This is a genomic window from Pseudomonas sp. JQ170C (assembly GCF_035581345.1).
Taxonomy (GTDB): Bacteria; Pseudomonadota; Gammaproteobacteria; order Pseudomonadales; family Pseudomonadaceae; genus Aquipseudomonas.
On the sequence record NZ_CP141608.1, the window covers coordinates 406,751 to 430,008 of the forward strand.

20 protein-coding genes are annotated in these 23,258 nt (G+C 64.1%); 9 read left to right on the top strand and 11 right to left on the bottom strand.

Features of this window, described 5'->3' with window-relative positions:
* Positions 1-68: 68 nt before the first annotated feature.
* From hslU to gshB, 9 genes are all read right to left on the bottom strand, one after another.
* Complete coding sequence (hslU, locus tag U9R80_RS01790; RefSeq protein WP_028945571.1) at positions 69-1,406, bottom strand: ATP-dependent protease ATPase subunit HslU; 1,338 nt, start codon at positions 1,404-1,406, stop codon at positions 69-71.
* A gap of 77 nt (positions 1,407-1,483) precedes the next feature.
* Positions 1,484-2,014, bottom strand: a complete 531-nt coding sequence (gene hslV / locus U9R80_RS01795; RefSeq protein WP_028945572.1) for an ATP-dependent protease subunit HslV — start codon at positions 2,012-2,014, stop codon at positions 1,484-1,486.
* A 138-nt stretch (positions 2,015-2,152) separates the two neighbouring features.
* On the bottom strand, positions 2,153-3,424 hold the full coding sequence (locus U9R80_RS01800) for a dihydroorotase (protein WP_301838402.1): 1,272 nt from the start codon (positions 3,422-3,424) through the stop codon (positions 2,153-2,155).
* Positions 3,421-4,425 (bottom strand): aspartate carbamoyltransferase catalytic subunit, encoded by a 1,005-nt coding sequence (locus U9R80_RS01805; RefSeq protein ID WP_038997542.1) that lies wholly within the window; start codon positions 4,423-4,425, stop codon positions 3,421-3,423. Before U9R80_RS01805 ends, U9R80_RS01800 begins: the two co-directional genes overlap by 4 nt.
* Positions 4,426-4,437: 12 nt before the next feature.
* Complete coding sequence (pyrR, locus tag U9R80_RS01810; protein WP_301838400.1) at positions 4,438-4,956, bottom strand: bifunctional pyr operon transcriptional regulator/uracil phosphoribosyltransferase PyrR; 519 nt, start codon at positions 4,954-4,956, stop codon at positions 4,438-4,440.
* 60 nt (positions 4,957-5,016) lie between these two features.
* A complete protein-coding gene (gene ruvX / locus U9R80_RS01815) occupies positions 5,017-5,451 on the bottom strand; it encodes a Holliday junction resolvase RuvX (protein WP_028945576.1) in 435 nt (144 codons plus the stop codon).
* Positions 5,451-6,020, bottom strand: a complete 570-nt coding sequence (locus U9R80_RS01820) for a YqgE/AlgH family protein (RefSeq protein ID WP_301838399.1) — start codon at positions 6,018-6,020, stop codon at positions 5,451-5,453. The genes ruvX and U9R80_RS01820 overlap by 1 nt, the downstream gene beginning before the upstream one ends.
* A gap of 63 nt (positions 6,021-6,083) precedes the next feature.
* Complete coding sequence (locus tag U9R80_RS01825) at positions 6,084-6,989, bottom strand: energy transducer TonB (RefSeq protein WP_301838398.1); 906 nt, start codon at positions 6,987-6,989, stop codon at positions 6,084-6,086.
* Between the two features lie 109 nt (positions 6,990-7,098).
* Complete coding sequence (gshB, locus tag U9R80_RS01830) at positions 7,099-8,052, bottom strand: glutathione synthase (protein ID WP_301838397.1); 954 nt, start codon at positions 8,050-8,052, stop codon at positions 7,099-7,101.
* A 301-nt stretch (positions 8,053-8,353) separates the two neighbouring features.
* On the opposite strand from gshB, the gene pilG reads away from it, so the two are divergent.
* Genes pilG through trhA form a run of 7 tightly spaced genes read left to right on the top strand, consistent with a single transcriptional unit; the run spans position 8,354 to position 18,261 of the window.
* Complete coding sequence (pilG, locus tag U9R80_RS01835) at positions 8,354-8,764, top strand: twitching motility response regulator PilG (protein WP_301838396.1); 411 nt, start codon at positions 8,354-8,356, stop codon at positions 8,762-8,764.
* Between the two features lie 45 nt (positions 8,765-8,809).
* On the top strand, positions 8,810-9,175 hold the full coding sequence (gene pilH, locus U9R80_RS01840) for a twitching motility response regulator PilH (protein ID WP_274117306.1): 366 nt from the start codon (positions 8,810-8,812) through the stop codon (positions 9,173-9,175).
* Positions 9,172-9,726 carry a chemotaxis protein CheW gene (locus U9R80_RS01845; RefSeq protein WP_301838395.1) on the top strand — a complete coding sequence of 185 codons (555 nt, stop codon included), beginning with the start codon at positions 9,172-9,174 and terminating at the stop codon, positions 9,724-9,726. Before pilH ends, U9R80_RS01845 begins: the two co-directional genes overlap by 4 nt.
* Before the next feature lie 15 nt (positions 9,727-9,741).
* Positions 9,742-11,787 (top strand): methyl-accepting chemotaxis protein, encoded by a 2,046-nt coding sequence (locus U9R80_RS01850; RefSeq protein WP_301838394.1) that lies wholly within the window; start codon positions 9,742-9,744, stop codon positions 11,785-11,787.
* Between the two features lie 34 nt (positions 11,788-11,821).
* Positions 11,822-17,128: an Hpt domain-containing protein gene (locus U9R80_RS01855; protein ID WP_301838393.1), complete on the top strand. Its 5,307-nt coding sequence runs from the start codon at positions 11,822-11,824 to the stop codon at positions 17,126-17,128.
* On the top strand, positions 17,121-17,588 hold the full coding sequence (locus tag U9R80_RS01860) for a chemotaxis protein CheW (RefSeq protein WP_301838391.1): 468 nt from the start codon (positions 17,121-17,123) through the stop codon (positions 17,586-17,588). The genes U9R80_RS01855 and U9R80_RS01860 overlap by 8 nt, the downstream gene beginning before the upstream one ends.
* A 55-nt stretch (positions 17,589-17,643) precedes the next feature.
* The gene (gene trhA, locus U9R80_RS01865; RefSeq protein WP_301838389.1) at positions 17,644-18,261 is read left to right on the top strand and encodes a PAQR family membrane homeostasis protein TrhA; all 618 of its coding nucleotides are present in this window, start codon (positions 17,644-17,646) and stop codon (positions 18,259-18,261) included.
* On the opposite strand, the gene U9R80_RS01870 is transcribed toward trhA, so the two are convergent.
* Positions 18,258-18,977, bottom strand: coding sequence for a 16S rRNA (uracil(1498)-N(3))-methyltransferase (locus tag U9R80_RS01870; RefSeq protein ID WP_301838387.1), 720 nt, complete (start codon positions 18,975-18,977; stop codon positions 18,258-18,260). The two genes, trhA and U9R80_RS01870, sit on opposite strands and share 4 nt — an antisense overlap.
* An 81-nt stretch (positions 18,978-19,058) precedes the next feature.
* On the bottom strand, positions 19,059-20,465 hold the full coding sequence (locus U9R80_RS01875) for an adenosylmethionine--8-amino-7-oxononanoate transaminase (protein WP_301838385.1): 1,407 nt from the start codon (positions 20,463-20,465) through the stop codon (positions 19,059-19,061).
* Between the two features lie 190 nt (positions 20,466-20,655).
* On the opposite strand from U9R80_RS01875, the gene U9R80_RS01880 reads away from it, so the two are divergent.
* Positions 20,656-22,473, top strand: a complete 1,818-nt coding sequence (locus U9R80_RS01880) for a flavin monoamine oxidase family protein (RefSeq protein ID WP_301838384.1) — start codon at positions 20,656-20,658, stop codon at positions 22,471-22,473.
* Between the two features lie 215 nt (positions 22,474-22,688).
* Positions 22,689-23,240: a cytochrome b gene (locus U9R80_RS01885; RefSeq protein ID WP_301838383.1), complete on the top strand. Its 552-nt coding sequence runs from the start codon at positions 22,689-22,691 to the stop codon at positions 23,238-23,240.
* Positions 23,241-23,258 lie beyond the last annotated feature (18 nt).

The following is a 23,258-nucleotide window of genomic DNA, read 5'->3' on the forward strand; positions in this document are numbered from 1 at the left end:
GCTACAAGCTGCAAGAGAGAGCGTCCAGCGCTCGTCACCTTGCAGCTTGTAGCTCACCACTTGCCGCTTTAGAGAATATAGCGCGAGAGGTCTTCGTTCTGCGCCAGTTCGCCCAGGTGGCTGTTGACGTACTCGGCGTCGATGCGGATCGGCGCTTCGTTGTGGGCGCTGGCCAGGTCGCCGGCGCTGAACGACACCTCTTCAAGCAGACGCTCGAGTAGGGTGTGCAGGCGACGGGCACCGATGTTCTCGGTCTTCTCGTTGACCTGCCAGGCGATTTCGGCCAGGCGCTTGATGCCTTCGGCAGCGAACTCGATGTTCAGGCCTTCGGTCTTGAGCAGCTCGCGGTATTGCTCGGTGAGCGAGGCGTGCGGCTCGCTGAGGATGCGCTCGAAATCTTCCGGGGTCAGGGCCTTGAGTTCGACGCGGATTGGCAGGCGGCCTTGCAGCTCGGGTACCAGGTCGCTTGGCTTGCTCAGGTGGAACGCACCGGAAGCGATGAACAGGATGTGGTCGGTCTTGACCATGCCCAGCTTGGTGTTCACGGTGCAGCCTTCGATCAGCGGCAGCAGGTCACGTTGCACACCTTCGCGGGAGACGTCAGCGCCGCCGACGTTGCCGCGCTTGGCCACCTTGTCGATCTCGTCGATGAACACGATACCGTGCTGCTCGACCGCTTCCAGGGCCTTGGCCTTGAGCTCTTCCTCGTTGACCAGGCGGCTGGCTTCTTCGTCGCGTACCAGCTTGAGCGCTTCCTTGACCTTGAGCTTGCGGCTCTTGCGCTTGCCCTTGCCCATGTTGGCGAACAGGTTCTGCAGCTGGTTGGTCATCTCTTCCATGCCTGGTGGCGCGGAAATGTCGACGCCCATGGACTCGGCCACTTCGATCTCGATTTCCTTGTCGTCCAGCTGGCCTTCGCGCAGGCGCTTGCGGAACAGCTGGCGGGTGTTGGAGTCCTGGGTGTTGACCTGGTCTTCGTTGAAACCAGTGCGCGCCGGTGGCAGCAGGGCATCGAGGATGCGGTCTTCTGCAGCGTCTTCGGCGCGGTGGCCTACGCGGATGATTTCCTGTTCGCGCAGCATCTTGATGGCGGCATCGGCCAGATCACGGATGATCGACTCGACATCACGGCCAACGTAGCCGACTTCAGTGAACTTGGTCGCTTCGACCTTGATGAACGGGGCGTTTGCCAGCTTGGCCAGGCGACGGGCGATTTCGGTCTTGCCGACACCGGTCGGGCCGATCATCAGGATGTTCTTGGGCGTGACTTCAACGCGCAGCTCGGCAGGGAGCTGCATGCGGCGCCAGCGGTTGCGCAGGGCGATGGCGACGGCACGTTTGGCGTCGTCCTGGCCAATGATGTGGCGGTTGAGTTCGTGGACGATCTCGCGGGGGGTCATGGACATGGTAGTGATGGTCCTTGGGCTCGATAAATCAGCGTGGAAAAGCCCGGCCACTGTGGCCGGGCGCCAGAACAGCTGAGTTACTCGGCCAGGTCCTGCTCCTCGATGGTCAGGTTGTGGTTGGTGAACACACAGATGTCACCGGCGATGTTCAATGCGGTTTCGGCGATTTCACGGGCCGAGAGGTCGGTCTTCTGCAGCAGGGCGCGAGCGGCGGCCTGGGCGTAGGCGCCACCGGAACCCATGGCGATCAGGCCGTCTTCGGGCTCGACCACGTCACCGTTGCCGGTGATGATCAGCGAAGCGTCCTTGTTGGCGACTGCGAGCATGGCTTCCAGGCGGCTCAGGGAACGGTCGGTACGCCATTCCTTGGCCAGCTCTACAGCGGCACGGATCAGATGGCCCTGGTGTTTTTCCAGCTGGCCTTCAAAACGCTCGAACAGGGTGAATGCGTCGGCGGTGGCACCGGCGAAGCCAGCGATGACCTGGCCGTGGTACAGGCGACGGACTTTCTTGGCGTTGCCTTTCATCACGGTGTTGCCGAGAGAAACCTGGCCGTCGCCGCCCATGACGACTTTGCCGTGGCGGCGAACTGAAACGATGGTGGTCAAGGGAGAGTCTCCACGCAGCGGGGCGAAAATGCCTGATGCAGACTCATATGGGGGTGCAGGGAAGAATTTCAACCTTCAATGGCAATCGCGGGGCAAGCCCGCTCCTACGGGTAGGAGCGGGCTTGCCCCGCGAGCGTGTCAGGCTTCGTGGCTGATGTGCCCGTCAACCAGGGTGTAGCGCACGGCGCCTGGCAGGCAATGCCCGATGAACGGGCAGTTGTCGCCCTTGGAGCGCCATTGCTCACCGGCAACGGTGGAGGCATTCGGGTCGAACAACACCAGGTCTGCTGCACCGCCAGCCTTGAGCTGGCCTGCAGGCAGGCGCAGCGCGTCGGCCGGGCCGCTGGACAGGCGCGCCAGCAGCGTTGGCAAGTCGAGCAGGCCGTCTTCGACCAGGGTCATGGCCAGCGGCAGCAACAATTCGACGCTGCTGATGCCTGGCTCGGTAGCACCGAAAGGTGCCAGCTTGGCATCGCGCTCATGGGGCTGGTGGTGGCTGGAGATCGCCTGGATCACCCCGGACTTTACCGCCGCGCGCAGAGCATCACGGTCGGCATGGGTGCGCAGCGGCGGTTGCACGTGGTAGAGGCTGGAGAAATCACGCAGCGCTTCGTCGGTGAGGATCAACTGGTACAGCGCCACGTCGGCGGTGACCGGCAGCCCCAGCTCCTGGGCCTGGGCGATCAGCCGGGCACCGCGGGCGCTGGTCAGCTGGCTGAAGTGTGCACGCACGCCGGTTTGTTCCACCAGCAGCAGGTTGCGCGCCAGGGCCACGGTTTCAGCGGTTTCCGGGATACCCGGCAGGCCGAGGAAGCTGGCCATGGCACCTTCGTGGGCCAGGCCACCCTGGGCCAGGTCGCGGTCCTGGGAGTGGAAGATCACCGTCAGGTCGAAGGTGGCGGCGTATTCCAGGGCGCGAGCCAGGGTACGGTTGTTGGCGAACGCATTCAGGCCATTGCCGAACGCTACGCAGCCGGCATCGCGCAGGGCAATCAGCTCGGCCAGTTGTTCACCTTCCAGGCCTTTGCTCAGGGCGCCGATCGGGAAGACCTTGCTGTGCCCGGCTTCACGGGCGCGGTCGAGGATCAGCTCGGCCACTGCCGAGGTGTCGAGTACCGGCTTGGTCTGCGGCGGGCAGCACAGGCTGGTGACGCCACCGGCGGCGGCAGCGCGGGTCTCGCTGGCAATGCTGCCCTTGCGGCTGTAGCCCGGCTCGCGCAGGGCGACGTTGAGATCGACCAGCCCGGGCGCGGCGATCAGGCCCGTGGCGTCGATGCTGCGGGCCGGGGTGAAACCGGCCGGCGCTGCGCCCAGGGCGACAATTTTGCCGGCATCGATGTGCAGGTCGGTGACCTGGTCCAGGCCGCTGGTGGGATCAATGACCCGGGCGCCGAGAATACTGAGGGTCACTGGGCGTTCTCCTGCTCGAATTGACGTTGGGCGGTCTGCCCGCTCATGGCCATGGACAGCACCGCCATGCGCACGGCAATGCCGTAGGTGACCTGGTTGAGGATCACCGAATGGGCGCCGTCGGCCACTGCCGATTCGATTTCCACACCGCGGTTGATCGGCCCCGGGTGCATGACGATGGCATCGGGCTTGGCACCGGCCAGGCGCGCGGTGGTCAGGCCGAACAGGCGGTAGAACTCACCTTCGCTGGGCAGCAGGCCACCGGCCATGCGCTCACGCTGCAGGCGCAGCATGATCACCACGTCGACGTCCTTGAGGCCCTGTTCCAGGTCGGTGTAGACCTTCACGCCGTACTGTTCGATACCGATCGGCAGCAGGGTTTTCGGGCCGATCACGCGGATGTCCGGGCAGCCGAGGGTCTTGAGGGCGAGCATGTTCGAGCGGGCGACGCGCGAGTGCAGGATGTCGCCGACGATGGCCACCGAGAGGTTTTCAAAGCCGCCCTTGTGCCGACGAATGGTCAGCATGTCGAGCATGCCCTGGGTCGGGTGGGCGTGACGGCCGTCGCCGCCGTTGATGATCGCCACCTCGGGGCAGACGTGCTCGGCGATAAAGTGCGCGGCACCGGAATCGCCGTGGCGCACGACGAACATGTCGGCGGCCATGGCTTCAAGGTTGCGCAGGGTGTCGAACAGGGTTTCGCCCTTGCTGGTCGAGGAGGTCGACACATTCAGGGTGATCACGTCGGCCGACAGCCGCTGTGCCGCCAGTTCAAAGGTGGTGCGGGTGCGGGTGGAGTTCTCGAAGAACACGTTGCAGACGGTCTTGCCGCGCAGCAACGGGACTTTCTTGACGGCCCGGGCGCCGACTTCAAGGAAGGAGTCGGCGGTGTCGAGGATTTCGGTCAGCAGTTCGCGGGGCAAACCGTCGAGCGAGAGAAAGTGGCGCAGCTGGCCCTGATCATTGAGCTGCAGCGGGCGCTTGGCGTCGATTGGCGTCATCGCGAGGGACTCTTAAAGTGCGGAAGCGGAGGCGAGGTCCTGGCGCTCGAGGGCGAGCGGTGCGGGTCCGGTCAATTTTACCCGTTCATGGGCGGCCAGCGACAGGGTGGCACCGACCACATTTGGCCGGATTGGCAATTCGCCGGCATCCAGGTCCAGCAGGCAGACCAGGGTCACGCTGGCTGGGCGGCCGTAATCGAACAATTCATTGAGGGCGGCGCGGATGGTTCGACCGCTCATCAGCACGTCATCCACCAGGACCAGGTGCTGGCCTTCGATCTCGAACGGGAGGTCCGAAGGGCGCACCTGAGGGTGCAGGCCATTCTGGCTGAAGTCGTCGCGGTAGAAGGACACGTCCAGGGTGCCGAGGGCGGTGTCGCTGCCCAGCTCTTCCAGCAGCGCCTGGGCAACCCAGATGCCCCCGGTACGGATGCCGATGAAGCGCGGCTCGGTAATGTTGCGACGGGCCAGATGGGCACGAAGATCGACGGCCATCTGCCGGATCAGTTCGGCGGGATTGGGTAGGCTCATGCTTGCTCCTCAAGAGGCCGGGAGCATAGCGCTGGCCCGGCTTGAATCCGATGATCTGGGTCAGGACTGCCCGGTATTGGCCTCCAGCCAGCCTTGCAACAGCAGGGCGGCGGCAATGGCGTCCACCGGGTTGTCGCGGTAACTGCCGCGCTGGCCACCACGGGCCATGCGCTCGCCCTTGGCTTCAAAGGTGGTCAGGCGTTCGTCGTGGGTGTGCACGGGCAGGTTGAAGCGGCCGTTCAGGCGTCGGGCGAACTTCTCGGCGCGCTCGCTCATTTCACTGGGGGTGCCGTCCATGTTCAAGGGCAGGCCGACCACCAGGGCGTCGGGCTTCCACTCCTTGATCAGTTTTTCCACCTGGGTCCAGTCGGGCGTGCCGTTCTGGGCCTTGAGGGTGCACAGCTCGCGGGCCTGGCCGGTGATCACCTGGCCGACGGCGACGCCGATCTGGCGGCTGCCGTAGTCAAAGCCCAGCAGTAGGCGTACTTCACTCATCAGGCGTGCCCCGCCTGGCTGGTGAGCAGGCTCAGGTTGATGCCTAGGCTCGCGGCGGCGGCTGCCAGGCGTTGTTCGCTGGTCATGCCGAAGATGATCTGGGGGTCGAACGGGCAGTTCAGCCAGGCGTTGTCGGCCAGCTCTGCCTCCAGTTGCCCGGCTTCCCAGCCGGCGTAGCCGAGGGTGATCAGGCTCTGCTGGGGGCCGAAGCCGTCGGCGATGGCAAACAGGATGTCCTGGGACGTGGACAGCGACATGCCTTCCAGCTCGACGGTGGCCTGGAAGGTCTTGTCGGTGGTGTGCAGCACGAAGCCACGGTCGGTCTGTACCGGGCCGCCCATGTAGATGGGGATCTGCGTGCAATTGGCGGGCGGTTCGACGTCGGGGCGCAGTTGTTCAAGGATGTCGGCCAGGTTCAGGTCCTGCGGCCGATTGACCACCAGCCCCATGGCGCCATTGGCGTTGTGCTCGACGATGTAGGTCAAGGTGTGCGCGAAGTTCGGGTCAGCCATGTGCGGCATGGCGATCAGGAACTGGTGCTTGAGGTAACTCGGGCTGAGGTTTTTCATGCTTGATAGTGTGGCGTTGGGGCGCCGGACTGACAAGCCTGCTTTTCCCCGCGCCTACGGGTATCAATTGCTCGACAGGCGGTCGCCGCGGGCGAAGCGCCAGGTGCGGATGATTTCCAGGCGGTCGATATCGGCCAGGTCACCCGTGAATGGTGCGAAAGGGGCGGCCAGGCGCACGATGCGCTGGGCAGCCTGGTCCAGCAACGGCTGGCCGGAAGACTCCAGTACCAGCACTTCATAGAGCGAGCCGTCGCGATTGATCGAGACCATCAGTCGCAGGTTGCCGTAGATCTGTTGCCGGCGGGCTTCGTCGGGGTAGTTCAGGTTGCCGATGCGCTCGACTTTTTTGCGCCACTCGTCCTTGTACCAGGCGCCCTTGTCGCGCATGGTCGAGGCCGCATTGAGGCGGTGGATGCGCGGGCGCTTGGCGTAGAGCTGTTGTTCCTGGGACAGCTCGGCCTCAAGGCTGGCGATCTGGCTCGACAGCTGCGAGCTGTCGAAATCAGGCGTGGCGGCCTTGGGCTTGGGCTGCGGCTTGACTTCTTTGGGGCGCGTTTCGACTTTTTGCGGTTTGGGCGCCTGGGTGGTGACCACGGCCTTGGGCGGCGCCGGCTGGGGTTTCACTTCAGGCTTGGCGGCCGGTGGTGGCGTCACCTTGTTGATCTTGCTGTCCTGGAATGGCGCAATCTCGGTGGTTTTCGGCACCGCTTTCTTGTCCAGGGTGCCACTGCCTTGCTGGTTGTCCTGGGCCAGGTAGTCGGCCTTCTCGGGCGCTTTTTCGCTCTTGAAGGTGGCCAGGGTGATTTCCATGGTCCGGCGGATTTCTTCAGGCTTGGCGAAGGAAAAGCCAAGGCCCAGGATCAGCGCCAGGTGAATCAGGGCCGCCAGGAACAAGGTAAAGCCGAGCCGATCCGCCGGGCGAACGCGGGGCGGGATAAAGTCGGCAGGGATGTCAGCAGGCAGGGTCATCGGGTATCCAGCAGCCGCAAGGCCGGGGGCGAGCCGGCAGAGCAAGGCGCTTCAGGTCAAAATCGACCGGCATGATACCCCACTCTGCGCGGTTGCTCCGCGTCGGCTGTCAGCGCGCTTTGAGCTTGCGATCAATGGCGTCCATCAACTGCACACCGATGCGGGTACCGAAGGCGTTGTCGATTTCGCGGATGCAGGTCGGGCTGGTGACGTTGATTTCGGTCAGGTGCTCGCCGATCACGTCCAGGCCGACAAACAGCAGGCCCTTTTCACGCAGGGTCGGGCCAATCTGTTCGGCGATCCAGCGGTCACGGTCGGTCAACGGACGGGCTTCGCCACGTCCGCCGGCGGCCAGGTTGCCTCGGGTCTCGCCACTGGCCGGAATGCGCGCCAGGCAGTAAGGCACAGGCTCGCCGTCGATCATCAGGATGCGCTTGTCGCCGTCCTTGATAGCCGGCAGGTAGGCTTGCGCCATGATCTGCTGGGTACCGTGGAGGGTCAGGGTTTCGAGGATCACCGACAGGTTCGGGTCGCCCGGGCGATGACGGAAGATCGACGCGCCGCCCATGCCGTCCAGTGGCTTGAGAATGACGTCGCCGTGCTGGGCGGCAAACTCACGCAGGATGTCGGCGCGGCGGCTGACCAGGGTGGGCGGTGTGCATTGCGGGAACAGGGTGGCAAACAGCTTCTCGTTGCAGTCGCGCAGGCTCTGCGGACGGTTGACCACCAGCACGCCGGCGGCCTCGGCCTGCTCGAGCAGGTAGGTGCTGTAGACGAACTCCATGTCGAAGGGCGGGTCCTTGCGCATCAGGATCACGTCCAGCTCGCTCAGGGCGCTGTCCTGTTCGTCTTCCAGCTCGAACCAGTGCTCGGGGTCGGCAAATACCTTCAGGGGACGCATGCGCGCCCGGGCAGCACCTTCGCCCTGATAGAGGTCTTTCTGTTCCATGTAGAACAGCGTCCAGCCGCGCTCCTGGGCGGCAAGCAGCATGGCCAGCGAGCTGTCCTTTTTATAGGAAATGCGCGCAATGGGGTCCATGACAATCCCGAGGCGAACGCTCATGGGCTATATCCTCTAAAGCGGCGGGGTGCCGCGTTGGCTCAAATGAAAAGTGGCGTCAGGGTGGCGCCCGCTGCGCTGGCGGTCAAGGGAAAAACGCAGAGCGGACGGCGCTGTGACGGGCCGATGGAATGCACCCCCAGAGTGTGCTAAAAAGGCCTGGCACGTGGCCTGCACGGCCGTCTCCAGCTGCAAGCCACAAGCCATATGCCACAAGAAAAAGCACGCCGCGTACACCCTGCCTTTTCTTGCCGCTAGAACTTTTAGCTTGCCGCTCATAGCGAGCAGCGATGGTAGAGCAATTATGGAACAGCCCGGCGCGGCACTGAAGGTGATGGTGATCGATGACTCGAAGACGATTCGCCGCACCGCCCAGATGTTGCTCAGCGAAGCAGGGTGCGAAGTCATCACGGCCACCGACGGGTTCGACGCCCTGGCCAAGATTGTCGACCAGCACCCGCAGATCATATTCGTCGACGTGCTGATGCCACGTCTGGACGGCTACCAGACCTGCGCTCTGATCAAACACAACAGCGTCTTCAAGGACACGCCGGTGATTCTGCTGTCGTCCCGTGATGGCCTGTTCGACAAGGCAAGGGGCCGCGTGGTTGGCTCCGATCAATTTTTGACCAAGCCTTTCAGCAAGGAAGAGCTGCTGGATGCAATCCGCGCGCATGTGCCCGGGTTCGCCGCAGAAGAACAACCCGCACCCTGACGCCGCGCCCCGGCAGCAGCGTCCATTCCTTTGATGGGGAACAGCATGGCTCGAGTTCTGATCGTCGATGATTCGCCGACTGAAATGTACAAACTCACCGGAATGCTCGAAAAGCACGGGCATCAGGTGCTCAAGGCTGAAAATGGCGCCGACGGCGTGGCCCTGGCGCGCCAGGAAAAGCCCGATGCGGTGCTGATGGATATCGTCATGCCCGGCATGAACGGTTTCCAGGCGACTCGCCAATTGAGCAAGGATGCGCAGACGGCGCACATCCCGGTCATTATCGTCACCACCAAGGATCAGGAGACCGACAAGGTCTGGGGCACCCGCCAGGGTGCAAAGGACTACCTGACCAAGCCGGTGGATGAGGACACCCTGATCCAGAAACTGAACGACGTACTCAAAGGTTGACCACGCAGCCCATGGGCGAATCGCTGACGGCCTTCGAGCTGCTGCTGGATATCGACCGGCGCTGTCGGTTGCTGGCGGCTGACCTGCCGTTGCAGGAAACCCGTCTGCAGAGCTGGAGCGGTATCGGTTTCCGTATTGCCGACCAATGGTTTGTCGCCCCCATGGGCGAGGTGGCCGAGGTATTGCACGAGCCCCACCTGAGCCGCATTCCCGGGGTCAAGCCCTGGGTGAGTGGAGTGGCCAACCTGCGCGGCCGCCTGCTGCCGGTGATGGACCTGTGCGGCTTTTTCGGCCTGGGCCTGTCGGCACCGCGCAAGCAGCGCCGGGTGCTGGTGCTCGATCATGAAGAGCTGTTTGCCGGGCTTTTGGTTGATGAAGTACTGGGGCTGCAGCACTTTCCCCTGCATAGCCTGGAGCTTTCGCCGCCCACGCCGTTGCTCAATGGCGCGGCGCCTTTTGTGCAAGGTCATTTCCAGCGCCAGCGCTGCTGGGCCATTTTCAGCCCGTTGGCCCTGGCCCAGGCGCCGGGTTTTCTCGACGTGGCGTTGTAAAGGAATGCCAGATTCGTGACCACTACCAAGTCGGCTACTTCGACCCAAGGCTCGCGCAGCAGCGCCCGGATCGCGGCGCTGTTCGTCGTTCTGATCCTCTCGATCATCCTGCTGTTCGCCAACTTCGCCTATCTCAACACCCAGGCCAACTATGACAAGCAGTACATCGGTCATGCCGGTGAACTGCGGGTGCTGTCCCAGCGTATCGCCAAGAACGCCACCGAGGCCGCGGCGGGCAAGGCCCGCGCGTTTCGGCTGCTGAGCGAGGCGCGCAACGATTTCGAGCAGCGCTGGGGCTATCTGAAAAAAGGCGATGCGGCCACCGGCTTGCCGGCCGCGCCGCCAGCGGTGCGCAACGAGATGGAAGCGGTGCTGCGCGACTGGGAAGGCCTGCGCAAGAACACCGACACCATTCTGGCCAGCGAGCAGACCGTGCTGTCGTTGCACCAGGTCGCCGCGACCCTGGCCGAGACGGTGCCACAGTTGCAGATCGAGTACGAAAAAGTAGTGGAGATCCTGCTGCAGAGCGGGGCACCGGCCAGCCAGGTTGCGGTGGCCCAGCGTCAGTCGCTGCTGGCCGAACGTATCCTGGGCTCGGTCAATACGGTGTTGGCCGGGGATGACACGGCCGTGCAGGCGGCCGACGCCTTCGGCCGCGACGCCAGTCGCTTCGGCCAGGTGCTGGACGGCATGCTCGGCGGCAACCAGACCTTGCAGATCACCCGCGTTCAGGACCCCGATGCCCGGGCACGGCTGGCCGAAATTGCCGAGCTGTTCCAGTTCGTCGCAGGTTCGGTGGATGAAATCCTCGAAACCTCGCCGGAGCTGTTCCGGGTGCGTGAGGCCGCCGGCAGCATCTTCAACCAGTCACAGACCCTGCTCGATGAGGCCTCGCGCCTGGCCAACGGTTTCGAGAACCTGGCCAGTGGCCGCACCCTGGATACGGTCGGCGGCTATGTGCTGGGCCTGCTGGCGCTGGCTTCGATCATCCTGATCGGCCTGGTCATGGTCCGCGAGACCCACCGGCAACTGCGCGAAACGGCGGAGAAGAACGAGCGCAATCAGCAGGCAATCATGCGCCTGCTCGATGAAATCGAAGACCTGGCCGACGGCGACCTGACCGTCACCGTGTCGGTGACCGAAGACTTCACCGGGGCCATTGCCGATTCGATCAATTACTCCATCGACCAACTGCGCGACCTGGTCGCGACGATCAACCTCAGCGCCGAGGAAGTGGCCGCGGCCGTCCAGGACACCCAGAACACCGCGCACCAACTGGCCAAGGCCTCGGAACACCAGGCCGAGCAGATCAGCGAGGCCTCGGTGGCCGTAGGTGACATGGCCGAGTCCATCGACCGGGTGTCCACCCATGCCTATGAGTCGGCCAAGGTGGCCGAGCGTTCGGTGGCCATTGCCAACAAGGGCAACGAGGTGGTGCATAACACCATCCACGGCATGGACAACATTCGCGAGCAGATTCAGGACACCGCCAAGCGGATCAAGCGCCTGGGCGAGTCGTCGCAGGAGATCGGCGATATCGTCAGCCTGATCGACGACATTGCCGACCAGACCAACATCCTCGCCCTCAACGCGGCGATCCAGGCCTCGCTGGCTGGGGAAGCCGGCCGCGGCTTTGCCGTGGTCGCCGACGAAGTTCAGCGTCTGGCCGAACGTTCGTCGTCGGCCACTCGCCAGATCGAGGCCTTGGTGCGCACCATCCAGGCCGACACCAACGAAGCGGTCATTTCCATGGAACAGACCACGGCTGAAGTGGTACGCGGTGCGCGCCTGGCACAGGATGCCGGCGTGGCCCTGGCAGAGATCGAAGGGGTTTCGCAGACCCTGGCCGAGCTGATCCACAGCATCTCCGACGCCGCCCAGCTGCAGACCTCATCGGCCGGGCAGATCTCGCATACGATGGCAGTGATCCAGCAGATCACCTCACAGACCTCGGCAGGCTCCAGCGCCACGGCCGAAAGCATTGGCGACCTGGCCCGCATGGCCAGCGAAATGCGCCGCTCGGTGTCCGGCTTCACGCTGCCACCGACGCCGCCACGTTGAGCGCGCGCCAGTGAGCATGGCAACGGGAGCAGATATGGCTGAGCTGCATGACACGGTCGCCCTCGCCTGGGTCAAGGGTGCCATCGGTGACTGCCTGGCCCAGGCGCGCCTGGCGCTGGAGCAGTTTTCCGCCGAGGCCGGCGATGAAGACGCGCTAACCGGATTTGTCGACAACCTGCACCAGGTGCGCGGCTGCCTGGTGATGCTTGAACTCAGCGGCGCCGCGCTGCTGGCCGAAGAGCTGGAGCAGCTAGGGCAGGCGCTGCGGGCAAAGCGGGTAAGCCAGCGTGGCGAAGCCCTTGGCGCGTTGTTTCGCGGCCTTGAGCAATTGCCGTTGTACCTGGACCGGCTGCGCAGTGCCCGTCGCGACCTGCCGTTGGTGGTACTGCCGGTGCTTAACCAGCTGCGCGCGGAGCGCGGAGTCGAGCCGCTGGGGCAGGGTAGCCTGTTGACGACAGCACCCGCACCGGCTGAAGAGCTGGCCAATCTCGACCTGTCCCTGAGCGCCTTGCGCGAGCGGTTGCACGCAGGCTCCGACCGCGATGCCATGCGTTCGGTGGTGGCTGCGTTGTGTGAAGACCTGATGCGGGTCAAGGAACGCCTGGACCTGTTTGTACGCAGCGATCGCCAGCGTCTGGATGATCTGCAGCCCTTGCTCTCGCCGCTGCGGCAAATTGCCGACACGCTGGCGGTGCTGGGCTTTGGCCAACCACGGCGCGTCATTATCGACCAGGTGCTGGTTTTGCAGAGCCTGGCCCAGGGCCAGCGCGCCCCGGATGACGCCGTGCTGATGGATGTGGCCGGGGCATTGCTGTATGTCGAGGCGACGCTGGCCGGCATGGTCGGGCCCCTCGAGCATCACCCCAGCCAGAGCTCGCTGCCGGGCACCGACCTGGCCGAAATTCGTCAGTTGGTGCTGGAAGAGGCCAACGCGGTGCTGCAGCAGGTCAAGGACCAGATCGGCGACTCGCTGGAGGCCGGCTGGCAGCCCCATCGCATGCAGCCCTTGCCCGGTTTGCTGCAACAGGTGCGTGGCGCCCTGGCCATGCTGATGCTGCCGCGACCGGCGGCCTTGATGGGGCGCTGCGGCGACTACGCCCAGGCCAATCTGCTCGGGGCCGCGCCGCCGGACACCACGGCCCTGGCGCACCTTGCCGACGCCCTGAGTGCCTGTGAGTGTTATTTGCAGTGGCTGATTGCCGACCCGCAGGCCAACCACTGGCATTTCCTCGACGCCGCCCAGGCAAGCCTCGCTGCGTTGGGGTATGCGCCTGAGCCTGTGCCGGCGGTTGAAGCCCAGGTGCCGGTTATCGAAGAGCCGGTGGTCGATGAAGAACTGCGCGAGGTGTTTCTGGAGGAAGCCGACGAGCTGTTGCCGCAACTCAAGGCGCAATGGGCGCGCTGGCAGGCCAATCCGGCTGAGCGCGACGCGCTGGTAGAGCTGCGCCGCGGACTGCACACCCTCAAGGGCAGTGGCCGCATGGTGCGGGCCCAGGGGCTGGCCGAGCTGGCCTGGGCGGCCGAGCACTTTCTCAACCGGGTGCTGGAAGGCCGTGTCGAAATCGGCGCCGTGCCCCTTGCCTGTCTGCAACACGTACTGGATCTGATTCCCGGACTGCTGGCGGCCTTTGCCAAGGGCCAGTCCCAGGCTGCAGAAGACATCGAACAACTGGCGTTGCGCCTGCACGCACTGGCGATGAATGACGCGCCCTTCGAGGCGGCTGCCAACGAGTCCATTGACCCTCAATTGCTCGAGATCTTCCGCAACGAAGCCCAGGGTCATCTGGCGAGTATCGACAGCTTTCTGGAACATGCCGAGCAGCATTTGCCGCAGCCGGTCAGCGACACATTGCAACGCGCCCTGCATACGCTCAAGGGCAGTGCCGCCATGGCCGGCGTCGCGCCCATCGCTGAACTGGCTGGTGCCCTCGATCTGCTGGCGCGGGAATTCAAGGCCCACCAACTGGCCTTCGACCTTGAAGAAATCTACCTGCTGGAAAGCGCCGAGCCGCTGTTGAAACGTGGGCTCGAGCAACTGAGCAACGCACCGCTGGCGCCGATTGTCGGCGCGTCGACCCTGATCGAAGAGATTCACCAGGTGGTCGAGGCGCGTCTGCAGGCGCTGCTGGAGGCACCGAGCCAGGGCGTACGGATCAAGCGTGACCCGCAGCTGATTGCCAGCTTCCTGGCCCAGGGCATGGATATCCTGCTGGATGCCGAATCGTTGTTGTTGCGTTGGCAGGAGCACCCGGGCGAGCGCCAGGAGCTCACCGCGCTGCTCGATGAGTTGACCACCCTGGGCCAGAGTGCCCATTTGGCCGATCTTTGGCAGGTGGATGACCTGTGCGAAGCGCTGTTGGACCTGTACGGCGCGGTCGAGGAAAGCAGCCTGGCGGTCAGCGAACGCTTCTTCGAGGAGGCGCAGCATGCCCATGAGGCGCTGATCGACATGCTCGACCAGATTGCCGCAGGCCAGGAAGTCGACCCGCGGCCGGAACGTCTCAAGGCCCTGCGTGAGCTGCTCGACGAAGCGTTGGCACCCGATGCCACGGGGTTGGTCAGCATCCGCGATGGCCAGGCGAACATCGCCGAACTGGGCGCTGCCACGGCGGCCCTGGACGCGGAGCCGGCCATGGTCGAGCTGTTTCTCGAAGAAGCCTGCGATGTGCTTGAAAGCGCTGACCAGGCGTTGGCCCGGTGTTTGGTCGAGCCCGACAATGCCCTGACCTTGTCGTCGCTGCAGCGCGATCTGCAGACCCTCAAGGTGGGGGCGCAGATGGCCGCCATCGGCGCGGTTGAAGTACTGGCCCGGGAGCTGGAGTTGCTCTACGAGGGGCTGGTCGATCGCCGTTTCAGCCTGACGCCTGCGCTTGGCGATCTGCTCAAGCGCAGCCACGCGCAACTGACCCAGGTGCTTGCCTCGTTGCAGCAAGGGCAGGCGCCTGCAGCAGCCGTCGAGTTGCTGGCGGCGCTGCGTGAATTTCGCCATGAGGCAGCCCCGGCCGCGGTCGCGGACAAACCTGCCGACGCAGTGCAGGAGGCGGGCGACAAGGAGCTGCTGGAGATCTTCCTCGAAGAGAGTTTCGATATCGTCGAAAGCTCGGGTGCGGCCTTGTTGCGCTGGCAGGCTGAGCCACGCAATGGCGTCGAAGTGGAGAACCTGTTGCGCGACCTGCATACCCTCAAGGGCGGTGCGCGCATGGTCGAGATTGCGCCCATAGGCGACTTGGCCCATGAACTGGAATTTCTTTACGAACTGCTGGCCGCCGGGCAGTTGCAGCCCAGTGCAGCGCTGTTCAGCCTGTTGCAGAACTGCCATGACCGCCTGGCCCATATGCTGGATGCCGTACGCCTGCATCAGCCGCTGCATGCCGCCACGGCACTGATCGACTACATCCGCAATTTCAGCAGCGCCGCCCTGGCCGACACGGCCGCCCAGCATTCCAATCCGGATGCAGCGCCGGTTGAATTACCGGTGGCCGCACCTGAGCGCGGGCCGGTCGACATGGTCAAGGTGGCGTCAGAGCTGCTCGATGACCTGGGTAACCTGGCCGGTGAGCATTCGATCATTCGTGGACGTATCGAGCAGCAGGTCAACGATGCCCAGGTGGCGTTGAACGAAATGGAAACCACCCTGGAGCGCATGCGCGATCAGTTGCGCCGCCTGGATACCGAAACCCAGGGGCGGATCCTCAGTCGCCAGCAGGCTGATGGTGACAACCAGGCCTACGACGACTTCGACCCGCTGGAGATGGACCGCCACTCGCAGTTGCAGCAGTTGTCCCGGGCCCTGTTCGAGTCGGCTTCCGACCTGCTCGATCTCAAGGAAACCCTGACGGTGCGGGCTCAGGATGCCCACAGCCTGTTACAGCAGCAGGCACGGGTGAACAGCGAGTTGCAGGAAGGCCTGATGCGTACGCGCATGGTGCCGTTCGAGCGGTTGGTGCCGCGCTTGCAGCGGGTCGTGCGGCAGGTGGCCAGCGAGCTGGGCAAGCAGGTCGAGCTGGTGGTGGGCAATGCCGAGGGCGAGATGGACCGCAGCGTGCTGGAGCGCATGGTGGCGCCGCTTGAGCATATGTTGCGCAACGCCGTCGACCATGGCCTGGAAGCCCGCGATATGCGCCTGGCGGCGGGCAAGCCTGAACAGGGTCTGATTTCGCTGAACCTGCTGCATGAGGGCGCCGACATTGTCATTGAAATGTCCGACGACGGTGCGGGCGTGCCGCTGGACGCGGTGCGGCGCAAGGCAATCAAGCGCGGACTGCTCGACCCGGAGGCCGTGCTCAGCGATCACGAGATCATGCAGTTCATTCTGCAGCCGGGCTTCTCCACGGCCGAGAAGATCACCCAGATTTCCGGGCGCGGTCTGGGCATGGATGTGGTCCATGAAGAGGTCAAGCAACTGGGCGGTTCGATGGTGATCGAGTCCAATCCGGGCAAAGGGGCGCGCTTTCTGATCCGCCTGCCGTTCACCGTCTCGGTCAACCGGGCGTTGATGGTGCAGTTTGGCGACGAGCAATATGCCGTGCCGCTCAACACCATCGAAGGCATCGTCCGGGTGCCGCCTGCGGAGCTGGAAACCTGTTACCAGCTCGAATCGCCCCATTACGAATACGCCGGGCATCGTTACGTGCTGCATTACCTGGGCGAACTGCTGCAAGGGGCGGTGCGACCGCGCCTGCTTGGCCAGAGCCTGCCGCTGCCGGTGCTGCTGGTGCATTCTCATGATCAGCAGTTTGCCATCCAGGTCGATAGCCTGGCCGCCAGTCGCGAAATCGTGGTCAAGAGCCTGGGGCCGCAGTTTGCCGGCGTCCAGGGATTGTCCGGGGCGACCTTGCTCGGCGATGGCCGGGTGGTGCTGATTCTGGATTTGCTGGGGCAGTTGCGCGGTCTGCAGCAGCGACAGTCCCAGCAAGCGGGAAGCAACGCCACCCTGCGCCGCCAGCAGATCGAGCGGGCACCGAAGCGGCCGTTGCTGGTGATGGTGGTCGATGACTCGGTAACGGTACGCAAGGTCACGGGGCGACTGCTGGAACGCCACGGCATGAACGTGCTGACGGCCAAGGACGGTGTCGATGCCATGGCGCTGCTGCAGGAGCATCGTCCCGACATTCTCCTGCTGGACATCGAGATGCCGCGCATGGACGGCTTCGAGGTCGCCACCCAGATTCGCCATGACCCGGAGCTCAAGGACCTGCCAATCATCATGATCACCTCGCGAACCGGGCAGAAACACCGCGACCGGGCCATGTCCATCGGCGTCAACGACTACCTGGGCAAGCCTTATCAAGAATCGGTGTTGCTGCAGAGCATCGCCCTGTGGAGTCGCCGCCATGCTTGAGCAATCGGTTCGTAATGGCCGACGCACGAGCCTGACCGGCCTGCTGCTGGCCCTCGGCGATCGCTGCCTGGTGCTGCCGAACGTGGCGGTGGCCGAGTTGATCGGATACCAGGCCGGGACCCCGGCCGAGCAGCAACCGGCGTGGATGCTCGGCTGGATCGACTGGCGCAACCAGCGCTTGCCGCTGCTCAGTTTCGAGGCGGTGTGCGGCGGCCCGGTGAAGGTCGGCGAGCGGGCGCGGATTGTGGTGCTCAATGCCCTGGGCAGCAGCCGCCAGCGGTTTATCGCCTTGCTGGTGCAGGGCATACCTCGCTCCTGCAAGCTCGACAGCCAGCTCAACTATGTCGATGTGCCGTTGGCGCCGCTGGAGCTGGCAGCGGTGCAGGTCGGCGATCAGGTCGCCCGGGTGCCGGACCTGCCGGCACTGGAGCGCTTGCTGGAGGAAGCAGGGCTGGTTTGAAACATTTGCCTGTGTAGGATGGGACGTCAGTCCGTTGTCTGGAGGACCCTGTTGCATGTATCACGGTGAACGTTTCAACGCCTGGACGCATCTGGTCGGCGCGGTGCTGGCCTGTATCGGTGCCATCTGGTTGCTGGTGGTGGCGAGCCTTCAGGGCGATCCCTGGAAAATCGTCAGCCTGGCGATCTATGGCTTTACGCTGCTGTTGCTCTACAGCATCTCCACGGTCTATCACAGCGTGCGCGGCCGGGCGAAGGTGGTGATGCGCAAGCTCGATCACCTATCGATTTATTTGTTGATTGCCGGCAGTTACACGCCGTTCTGCCTGGTCAGCCTGCGCGGCCCCTGGGGCTGGAGCCTGTTCGGCGTGGTCTGGGGGCTGGCAGTGATCGGCATGCTGCAGGAGATCAAGCCGCGCTCCGAAGCCCGGGTGCTGTCGATCATCATCTATGCGGTGATGGGCTGGATCGTACTGGTAGCGGTCAAGCCACTGCTGGCGAGCCTGGGGGGCGCGGGGTTTGCCTGGCTGGCCGCCGGTGGTGCGTTCTACACCATCGGCATTATCTTCTTCGCCTATGACAGCCGCTTTCGCCACTGGCATGGCATCTGGCACCTGTTTGTCATCGCCGGCAGCCTGCTGCACTTCATCGCCGTGTTCTTCTACGTGCTCTAGAAGTCGCCCCACAACTGCTGGGCGACAGCCAGGGCCACCACCGGTGCGGTTTCGGTGCGCAGCACCCGTGGGCCAAGGCGCGCAGCCTGAAACCCAGCGGCCTTGGCCTGGTCCACTTCGGCGTCGCTCAGGCCGCCTTCGGGGCCGATCAAAAAGGCCAGGCTGTCGGGCTTCTGGTGGCTGACCAGCGGCTCGGCTACCGGGTGCAGCACCAGCTTGAGCTGCTCGTCACACGCCTTGAGCCAGTCGGCCAGCAGCACGGGCGGGTTGATCTGCGGCACGCTGGAGCGGCCACACTGCTCGCAGGCGCTGATGGCCACCTGGCGCCAGTGGGCCAGGCGCTTGTCGGCCCGCTCGTCCTTGAGGCGGACTTCACAGCGCTCGCTGACGATCGGGGTGATGACGCTGGCGCCCAGCTCGGTGGCTTTCTGGATGGCCCAGTCCATGCGCTCGCCCCGGGACAGGCCCTGGCCCAGGTGAACCTTGAGGCTGGAGTCGGGCTGGCCGGCGAACGCTTCGTTGAGGCTTACGCGCACGGCTTTCTTGCCGACTTCCAGCAACTGGCCCAGGTATTCCTGGCCGCTGCCGTCGAACAGCTGCACGGCGTCGCCGGCGGCCATGCGCAGTACACGGCCGATGTAGTGGGCCTGGGCCTCCGGCAGGTCGTGCTCGCCAAGGCTCAGGGGGGCATCAATGAAGAAGCGGGACAGTCTCATTTGCAAACTCTGTAGGCGCGGGCTTGCCCCGCGATTGTGTTTTTTGATCGTGATCGCGGGGCAAGCCCGCTCCCACAGGTATTAGCCCGGATCGCGGAAGTCGGGGTGGAAATCAGCCGGTACCGCCACGCTGACACTGCTGCGTGTGGCGATGTCGATGCCTTCGCTGGCCACCTCGGCGAGGAAGTCGATCTGCTCGGGTGTGATCACGTAGGGCGGCAGGAAGTACACCACGCTGCCCAGTGGGCGCAGCAGGGCACCGCGAGTCAGGGCATGCTCGAAGACCTTCAGGCCGCGACGCTCCTGCCAGGGATAAGCCGTCTTGCTGGCCTTGTCCTGGACCATCTCGATGGCCAGGGCCATGCCGGTCTGGCGCACTTCGGCGACATGGGGGTGATCGACCAGGTGCGCGGTGGCCGTGGCCATGCGCGCCGACAAGGCCTTGTTCTGCTCGATGACGTTGTCTTGCTCGAAGATGTCCAGGGTCGCCAGGGCCGCGGCACAGGCCAGCGGGTTGCCGGTGTAGCTGTGCGAATGGAGGAAGGCGCGCAGCGTCGGGTAGTCGTCGTAGAACGCGCTGTACACCTCGTTGGTGGTCAGGCAGGCGGCCAGCGGCAGGTAGCCACCGGTGAGGGCCTTGGACAGGCAGAGGAAGTCGGGGCGGATGCCGGCCTGTTCACAGGCGAACATCGTTCCGGTGCGGCCGAAGCCTACGGCGATTTCGTCGTGGATCAGGTGCACGCCGTAGCGGTCACAGGCCTCGCGCAGCAGCTTGAGGTACACCGGATGGTACATGCGCATGCCGCCGGCGCCCTGGATCAGCGGCTCGACGATCACGGCGGCGACCGTGGCATGGTGCTCGGCCAGGGTCTGCTCCATGACGGCAAACATGTTGCGCGAGTGTTCCTCCCAGCTCATGCCTTCCGGACGCAGGTAGCAGTCCGGGCTTGGCACCTTGAGGGTGTCGAGCAGCAAGGCCTTGTAGGTTTCGGTGAACAGCGGCACATCGCCGACCGACATCGCGGCGATGGTTTCGCCGTGGTAGCTGTTGCTCAGGGTGACGAAGCGCTTCTTCTCTGGCTGGCCTTTGTTCAGCCAGTAGTGAAAGCTCATTTTCAGCGCCACTTCGATGCACGATGAGCCGTTATCGGCGTAGAAGCACCGGTCCAGGCCTTCGGGGGTCAGCTTGACCAGGCGCTCGGACAGCTCGATCACCGGCTGGTGGCTGAAGCCTGCGAGAATCACGTGCTCAAGCTGGTCGACCTGATCCTTGATGCGCTGGTTGATGCGCGGGTTGGCATGGCCGAACACATTGACCCACCAGGAGCTGACAGCGTCCAGGTAGCGCTTGCCTTCAAAGTCTTCCAGCCACACGCCTTCGCCGCGCTTGATCGGGATCAGGGGCAGGTGTTCGTGGTCTTTCATCTGGGTGCAGGGGTGCCACAGGACCTTCAGGTCACGTTGCATCCACTGTTGGTTTAGGCCCATTTCGATTCTCCTGGCGACGACGGCGCGAACATGCGCCGCAAGCCTATGCAAAGCGCCGGGCGAGAACAACCCGTGGCATGCAATCAGGCGGCTGGCGTTGCTGGCGGGGACCCTTGGCCTGGCGTATCCTTCAGCTACTCTTTCCGGGGGATTCCCCCCAACATTCTGCTTAGATCCGGAGTTCGCCAAAATGTCTGCTGGTTGGCTGCGCGCGTGTGCGCTGGTAATGATAGGACTGTTCAGTGGCGCCGCGCTGGCCAAGGACAAAACCCCGACGGCGATTGTCGTCGGCGGTGGCCTGGCCGGCCTTACGGCTGCCTATGAGCTGCAGGGCAAAGGCTGGCAAGTCACGGTGCTTGAAGCCAAGTCGGGCATGGGCGGGCGCTCGGGCCTGGCCACCAGCGAGTGGATCGGCAACAGCAAGGCCCAGCCGGTCCTCAACCAGTACCTGGACAGCTTCAAGATCACCACGCTGCCGGCGCCGGAATTCGTGCGAACGCCGGGTTACCTGATCGACGGCGAGTACTTCACCGCCGCTGACCTGGCCACCAAGCAACCGGCCACGGCCGAAGCGCTCAAGCGCTACGAAAAGACCCTGGATGATCTGGCGCGCTCGATCGACGATCCGCAGAACCCGGCGGCCAACAGCACACTGTTTGCCCTCGACCAATTGAACGTGTCGACCTGGCTGGACAAGCTGCAACTGCCGACTACCGCTCGCCAACTGGTGAATCAGCAGATCCGCACCCGCTACGACGAGCCTTCGCGTTTGTCGCTGCTGTACTTCGCCCAGCAGACCCGTGTCTACCGTGGCGTCAGCGATCGTGACCTGCGCGCCGCTCGCCTGCCTGGTGGCAGCCCGGTGCTGGCCCAGGCCTTCGTCAAGCAGCTCAAAACCATCAAGACCAGCTCGCCGGTCAGCGCCATTGTCCAGGAAAAGGACGGCGTCACCGTCAAGGTCGGTAGCGTCGGTTACCAGGCTGACTACGTCGTGTTGGCGGTCCCCCTGCGTGCCCTGTCGAAGATCCAGATGACCCCGGGCCTGGACAGCCAGCACCTGGCGGCGCTCAAGGGCACCAACTACGGCTGGCGCGACCAGCTGCTGCTCAAGTTCAAGACCCCGGTCTGGGAGCCACGCGCCCGCATGTCTGGCGAGATCTTCAGCAACGCCGGCCTCGGCATGCTGTGGATCGAGCCTGCGCTCAAGGGCGGCGCCAACGTTGTGATCAATCTGTCGGGCGACAACGCCCGCTTGCTGCAGGCGTTTGGTGACAAGCAGATGGTCGATCAGGTGCTGATCCGCCTGCATGCGTTTTATCCACAGGCCCGTGGTTCCTTCACCGGCTACGAAGTACGCCGCTACAGCACAGACGCTGGCATGGGTGGTGCGTATCTGGCTTACGGCCCAGGCCAGATCAGCAAGTACTGGCGCCTGTGGGAGCGCCCGGTGCAGCGTGTAGCCTTCGCCGGCGAGCACACCGACGCCCTGTACCCAGGCACCCTGGAAGGCGCCCTGCGCAGTGGCCAGCGCGCCGCTAGCCAGGTCCAGGACCTGGCGGCAGGCAAGTCCTTCGACCCGGCCAAGGCTGCAGCGGTTGCGGGTGCAGCAGGTGCTGCGGGTGCCGCAGCAGCGGCGAGCAAGGGCAACTTCTTCAGCAATATGTTTGGTGGTTCGTCCGACAAGCCAGCCAAGGCAGCAGAGCCTGCGAAGCAGGACGAGGCCAAGCCAGGCTTGTTCAAGCGTATTTTCGGTGGTGATGAGAAGCCGGTTGAGAAGCCTGCGGCCAAGCCGGTCGAGCCTGCGGCCACCCCTGCTGTGGCACCGGCCGCGCCAGTCGCGCCAGTGGCCAAGCAAGAACCGGTCAAGGCAGCGCCTGCCAAGGCCGCAGCCGCCAAGCCTGCGCCGGTGAAAAAGCCGGTTGCCAAGGCTGAGCAGGCGCAAAAGACGGCTGCCAAGCCGGCGCCGGTCAAGAAGCCTGTGGCCAATACCCAGGCCAAGGCGCAGTAAGGCGTTTATCGCTGTCGCGGGGCAAGCCCGCTCCTACGTTAGGAGCAGGCTTGCCCCGCGAAATCTTCACCACCTTCCCCTGCAGTTAATGTTTTCTTAATGGCGTTGTTTCACAGTACTGATCGTTTTTCTCGATATATCAAGGCAAAATTTTCCGCTTTAATTCGATATTTAACGCGTTAGTCTGTGCACAGTTCTTACAGGGAAACACGGCAATGCAACTGCGTAATTCGTCTTCTCGTTACGGCTTCGTCAGCATCTTCATGCACTGGGGTGTCGCACTGGCAGTCTTTGGACTGTTCGGGCTGGGCTTGTGGATGATGGGGCTGGACTACTACAGCCCGTGGCGCAAAGACGCTCCCGACCTGCACAAGAGCATTGGCCTGGTCCTGCTGGCAGTGATGCTGCTTCGCGTGCTGTGGCGCTTCATCAGCCCGCCGCCACCAGCCTTGCCCAATCACGGCAAATTGACCCGCGTCGCCTCCAAGGCCGGGCATGGTCTGCTCTACCTGGGTTTGTTCGCCGTGATGATCGCCGGCTACATGATCTCGACCGCCGATGGCGTCGGCATCCCGGTGTTCGGCCTGTTCGAGGTGCCGGCCTTGGTCAGCAACCTGCCTGACCAGGCGGATGTCGCCGGTGAGATTCACTTTTACCTGGCCTGGGGCCTGGTGATTTTTGCCGGCCTGCATGGCCTGGCAGCCCTGAAACATCACTTTATCGACCGTGACGCGACCCTCAAGCGCATGCTGGGCCGCAAAGCTTGATGTTCAACCTCAACTCCA

Excerpts from the sequence above, each read along its gene's own strand:
- hslU (WP_028945571.1), bottom strand. The coding sequence starts at position 1,406 with ATGTCCATGACCCCCCGCGAGATCGTCCACGAACTCAACCGCCACATC.
- U9R80_RS01805 (WP_038997542.1), bottom strand. The coding sequence starts at position 4,425 with ATGACGCCAATCGACGCCAAGCGCCCGCTGCAGCTCAATGATCAGGGC.
- pyrR (WP_301838400.1), bottom strand. The coding sequence starts at position 4,956 with ATGAGCCTACCCAATCCCGCCGAACTGATCCGGCAGATGGCCGTCGAT.
- ruvX (WP_028945576.1), bottom strand. The coding sequence starts at position 5,451 with ATGAGTGAAGTACGCCTACTGCTGGGCTTTGACTACGGCAGCCGCCAG.
- U9R80_RS01820 (WP_301838399.1), bottom strand. The coding sequence starts at position 6,020 with ATGAAAAACCTCAGCCCGAGTTACCTCAAGCACCAGTTCCTGATCGCC.
- U9R80_RS01825 (WP_301838398.1), bottom strand. The coding sequence starts at position 6,989 with ATGACCCTGCCTGCTGACATCCCTGCCGACTTTATCCCGCCCCGCGTT.
- gshB (WP_301838397.1), bottom strand. The coding sequence starts at position 8,052 with ATGAGCGTTCGCCTCGGGATTGTCATGGACCCCATTGCGCGCATTTCC.
- pilG (WP_301838396.1), top strand. The coding sequence starts at position 8,354 with ATGGAACAGCCCGGCGCGGCACTGAAGGTGATGGTGATCGATGACTCG.
- pilH (WP_274117306.1), top strand. The coding sequence starts at position 8,810 with ATGGCTCGAGTTCTGATCGTCGATGATTCGCCGACTGAAATGTACAAA.
- U9R80_RS01855 (WP_301838393.1), top strand. The coding sequence starts at position 11,822 with ATGGCTGAGCTGCATGACACGGTCGCCCTCGCCTGGGTCAAGGGTGCC.
- U9R80_RS01860 (WP_301838391.1), top strand. The coding sequence starts at position 17,121 with ATGCTTGAGCAATCGGTTCGTAATGGCCGACGCACGAGCCTGACCGGC.
- trhA (WP_301838389.1), top strand. The coding sequence starts at position 17,644 with ATGTATCACGGTGAACGTTTCAACGCCTGGACGCATCTGGTCGGCGCG.
- U9R80_RS01870 (WP_301838387.1), bottom strand. The coding sequence starts at position 18,977 with ATGAGACTGTCCCGCTTCTTCATTGATGCCCCCCTGAGCCTTGGCGAG.
- U9R80_RS01875 (WP_301838385.1), bottom strand. The coding sequence starts at position 20,465 with ATGGGCCTAAACCAACAGTGGATGCAACGTGACCTGAAGGTCCTGTGG.
- U9R80_RS01880 (WP_301838384.1), top strand. The coding sequence starts at position 20,656 with ATGTCTGCTGGTTGGCTGCGCGCGTGTGCGCTGGTAATGATAGGACTG.
- U9R80_RS01885 (WP_301838383.1), top strand. The coding sequence starts at position 22,689 with ATGCAACTGCGTAATTCGTCTTCTCGTTACGGCTTCGTCAGCATCTTC.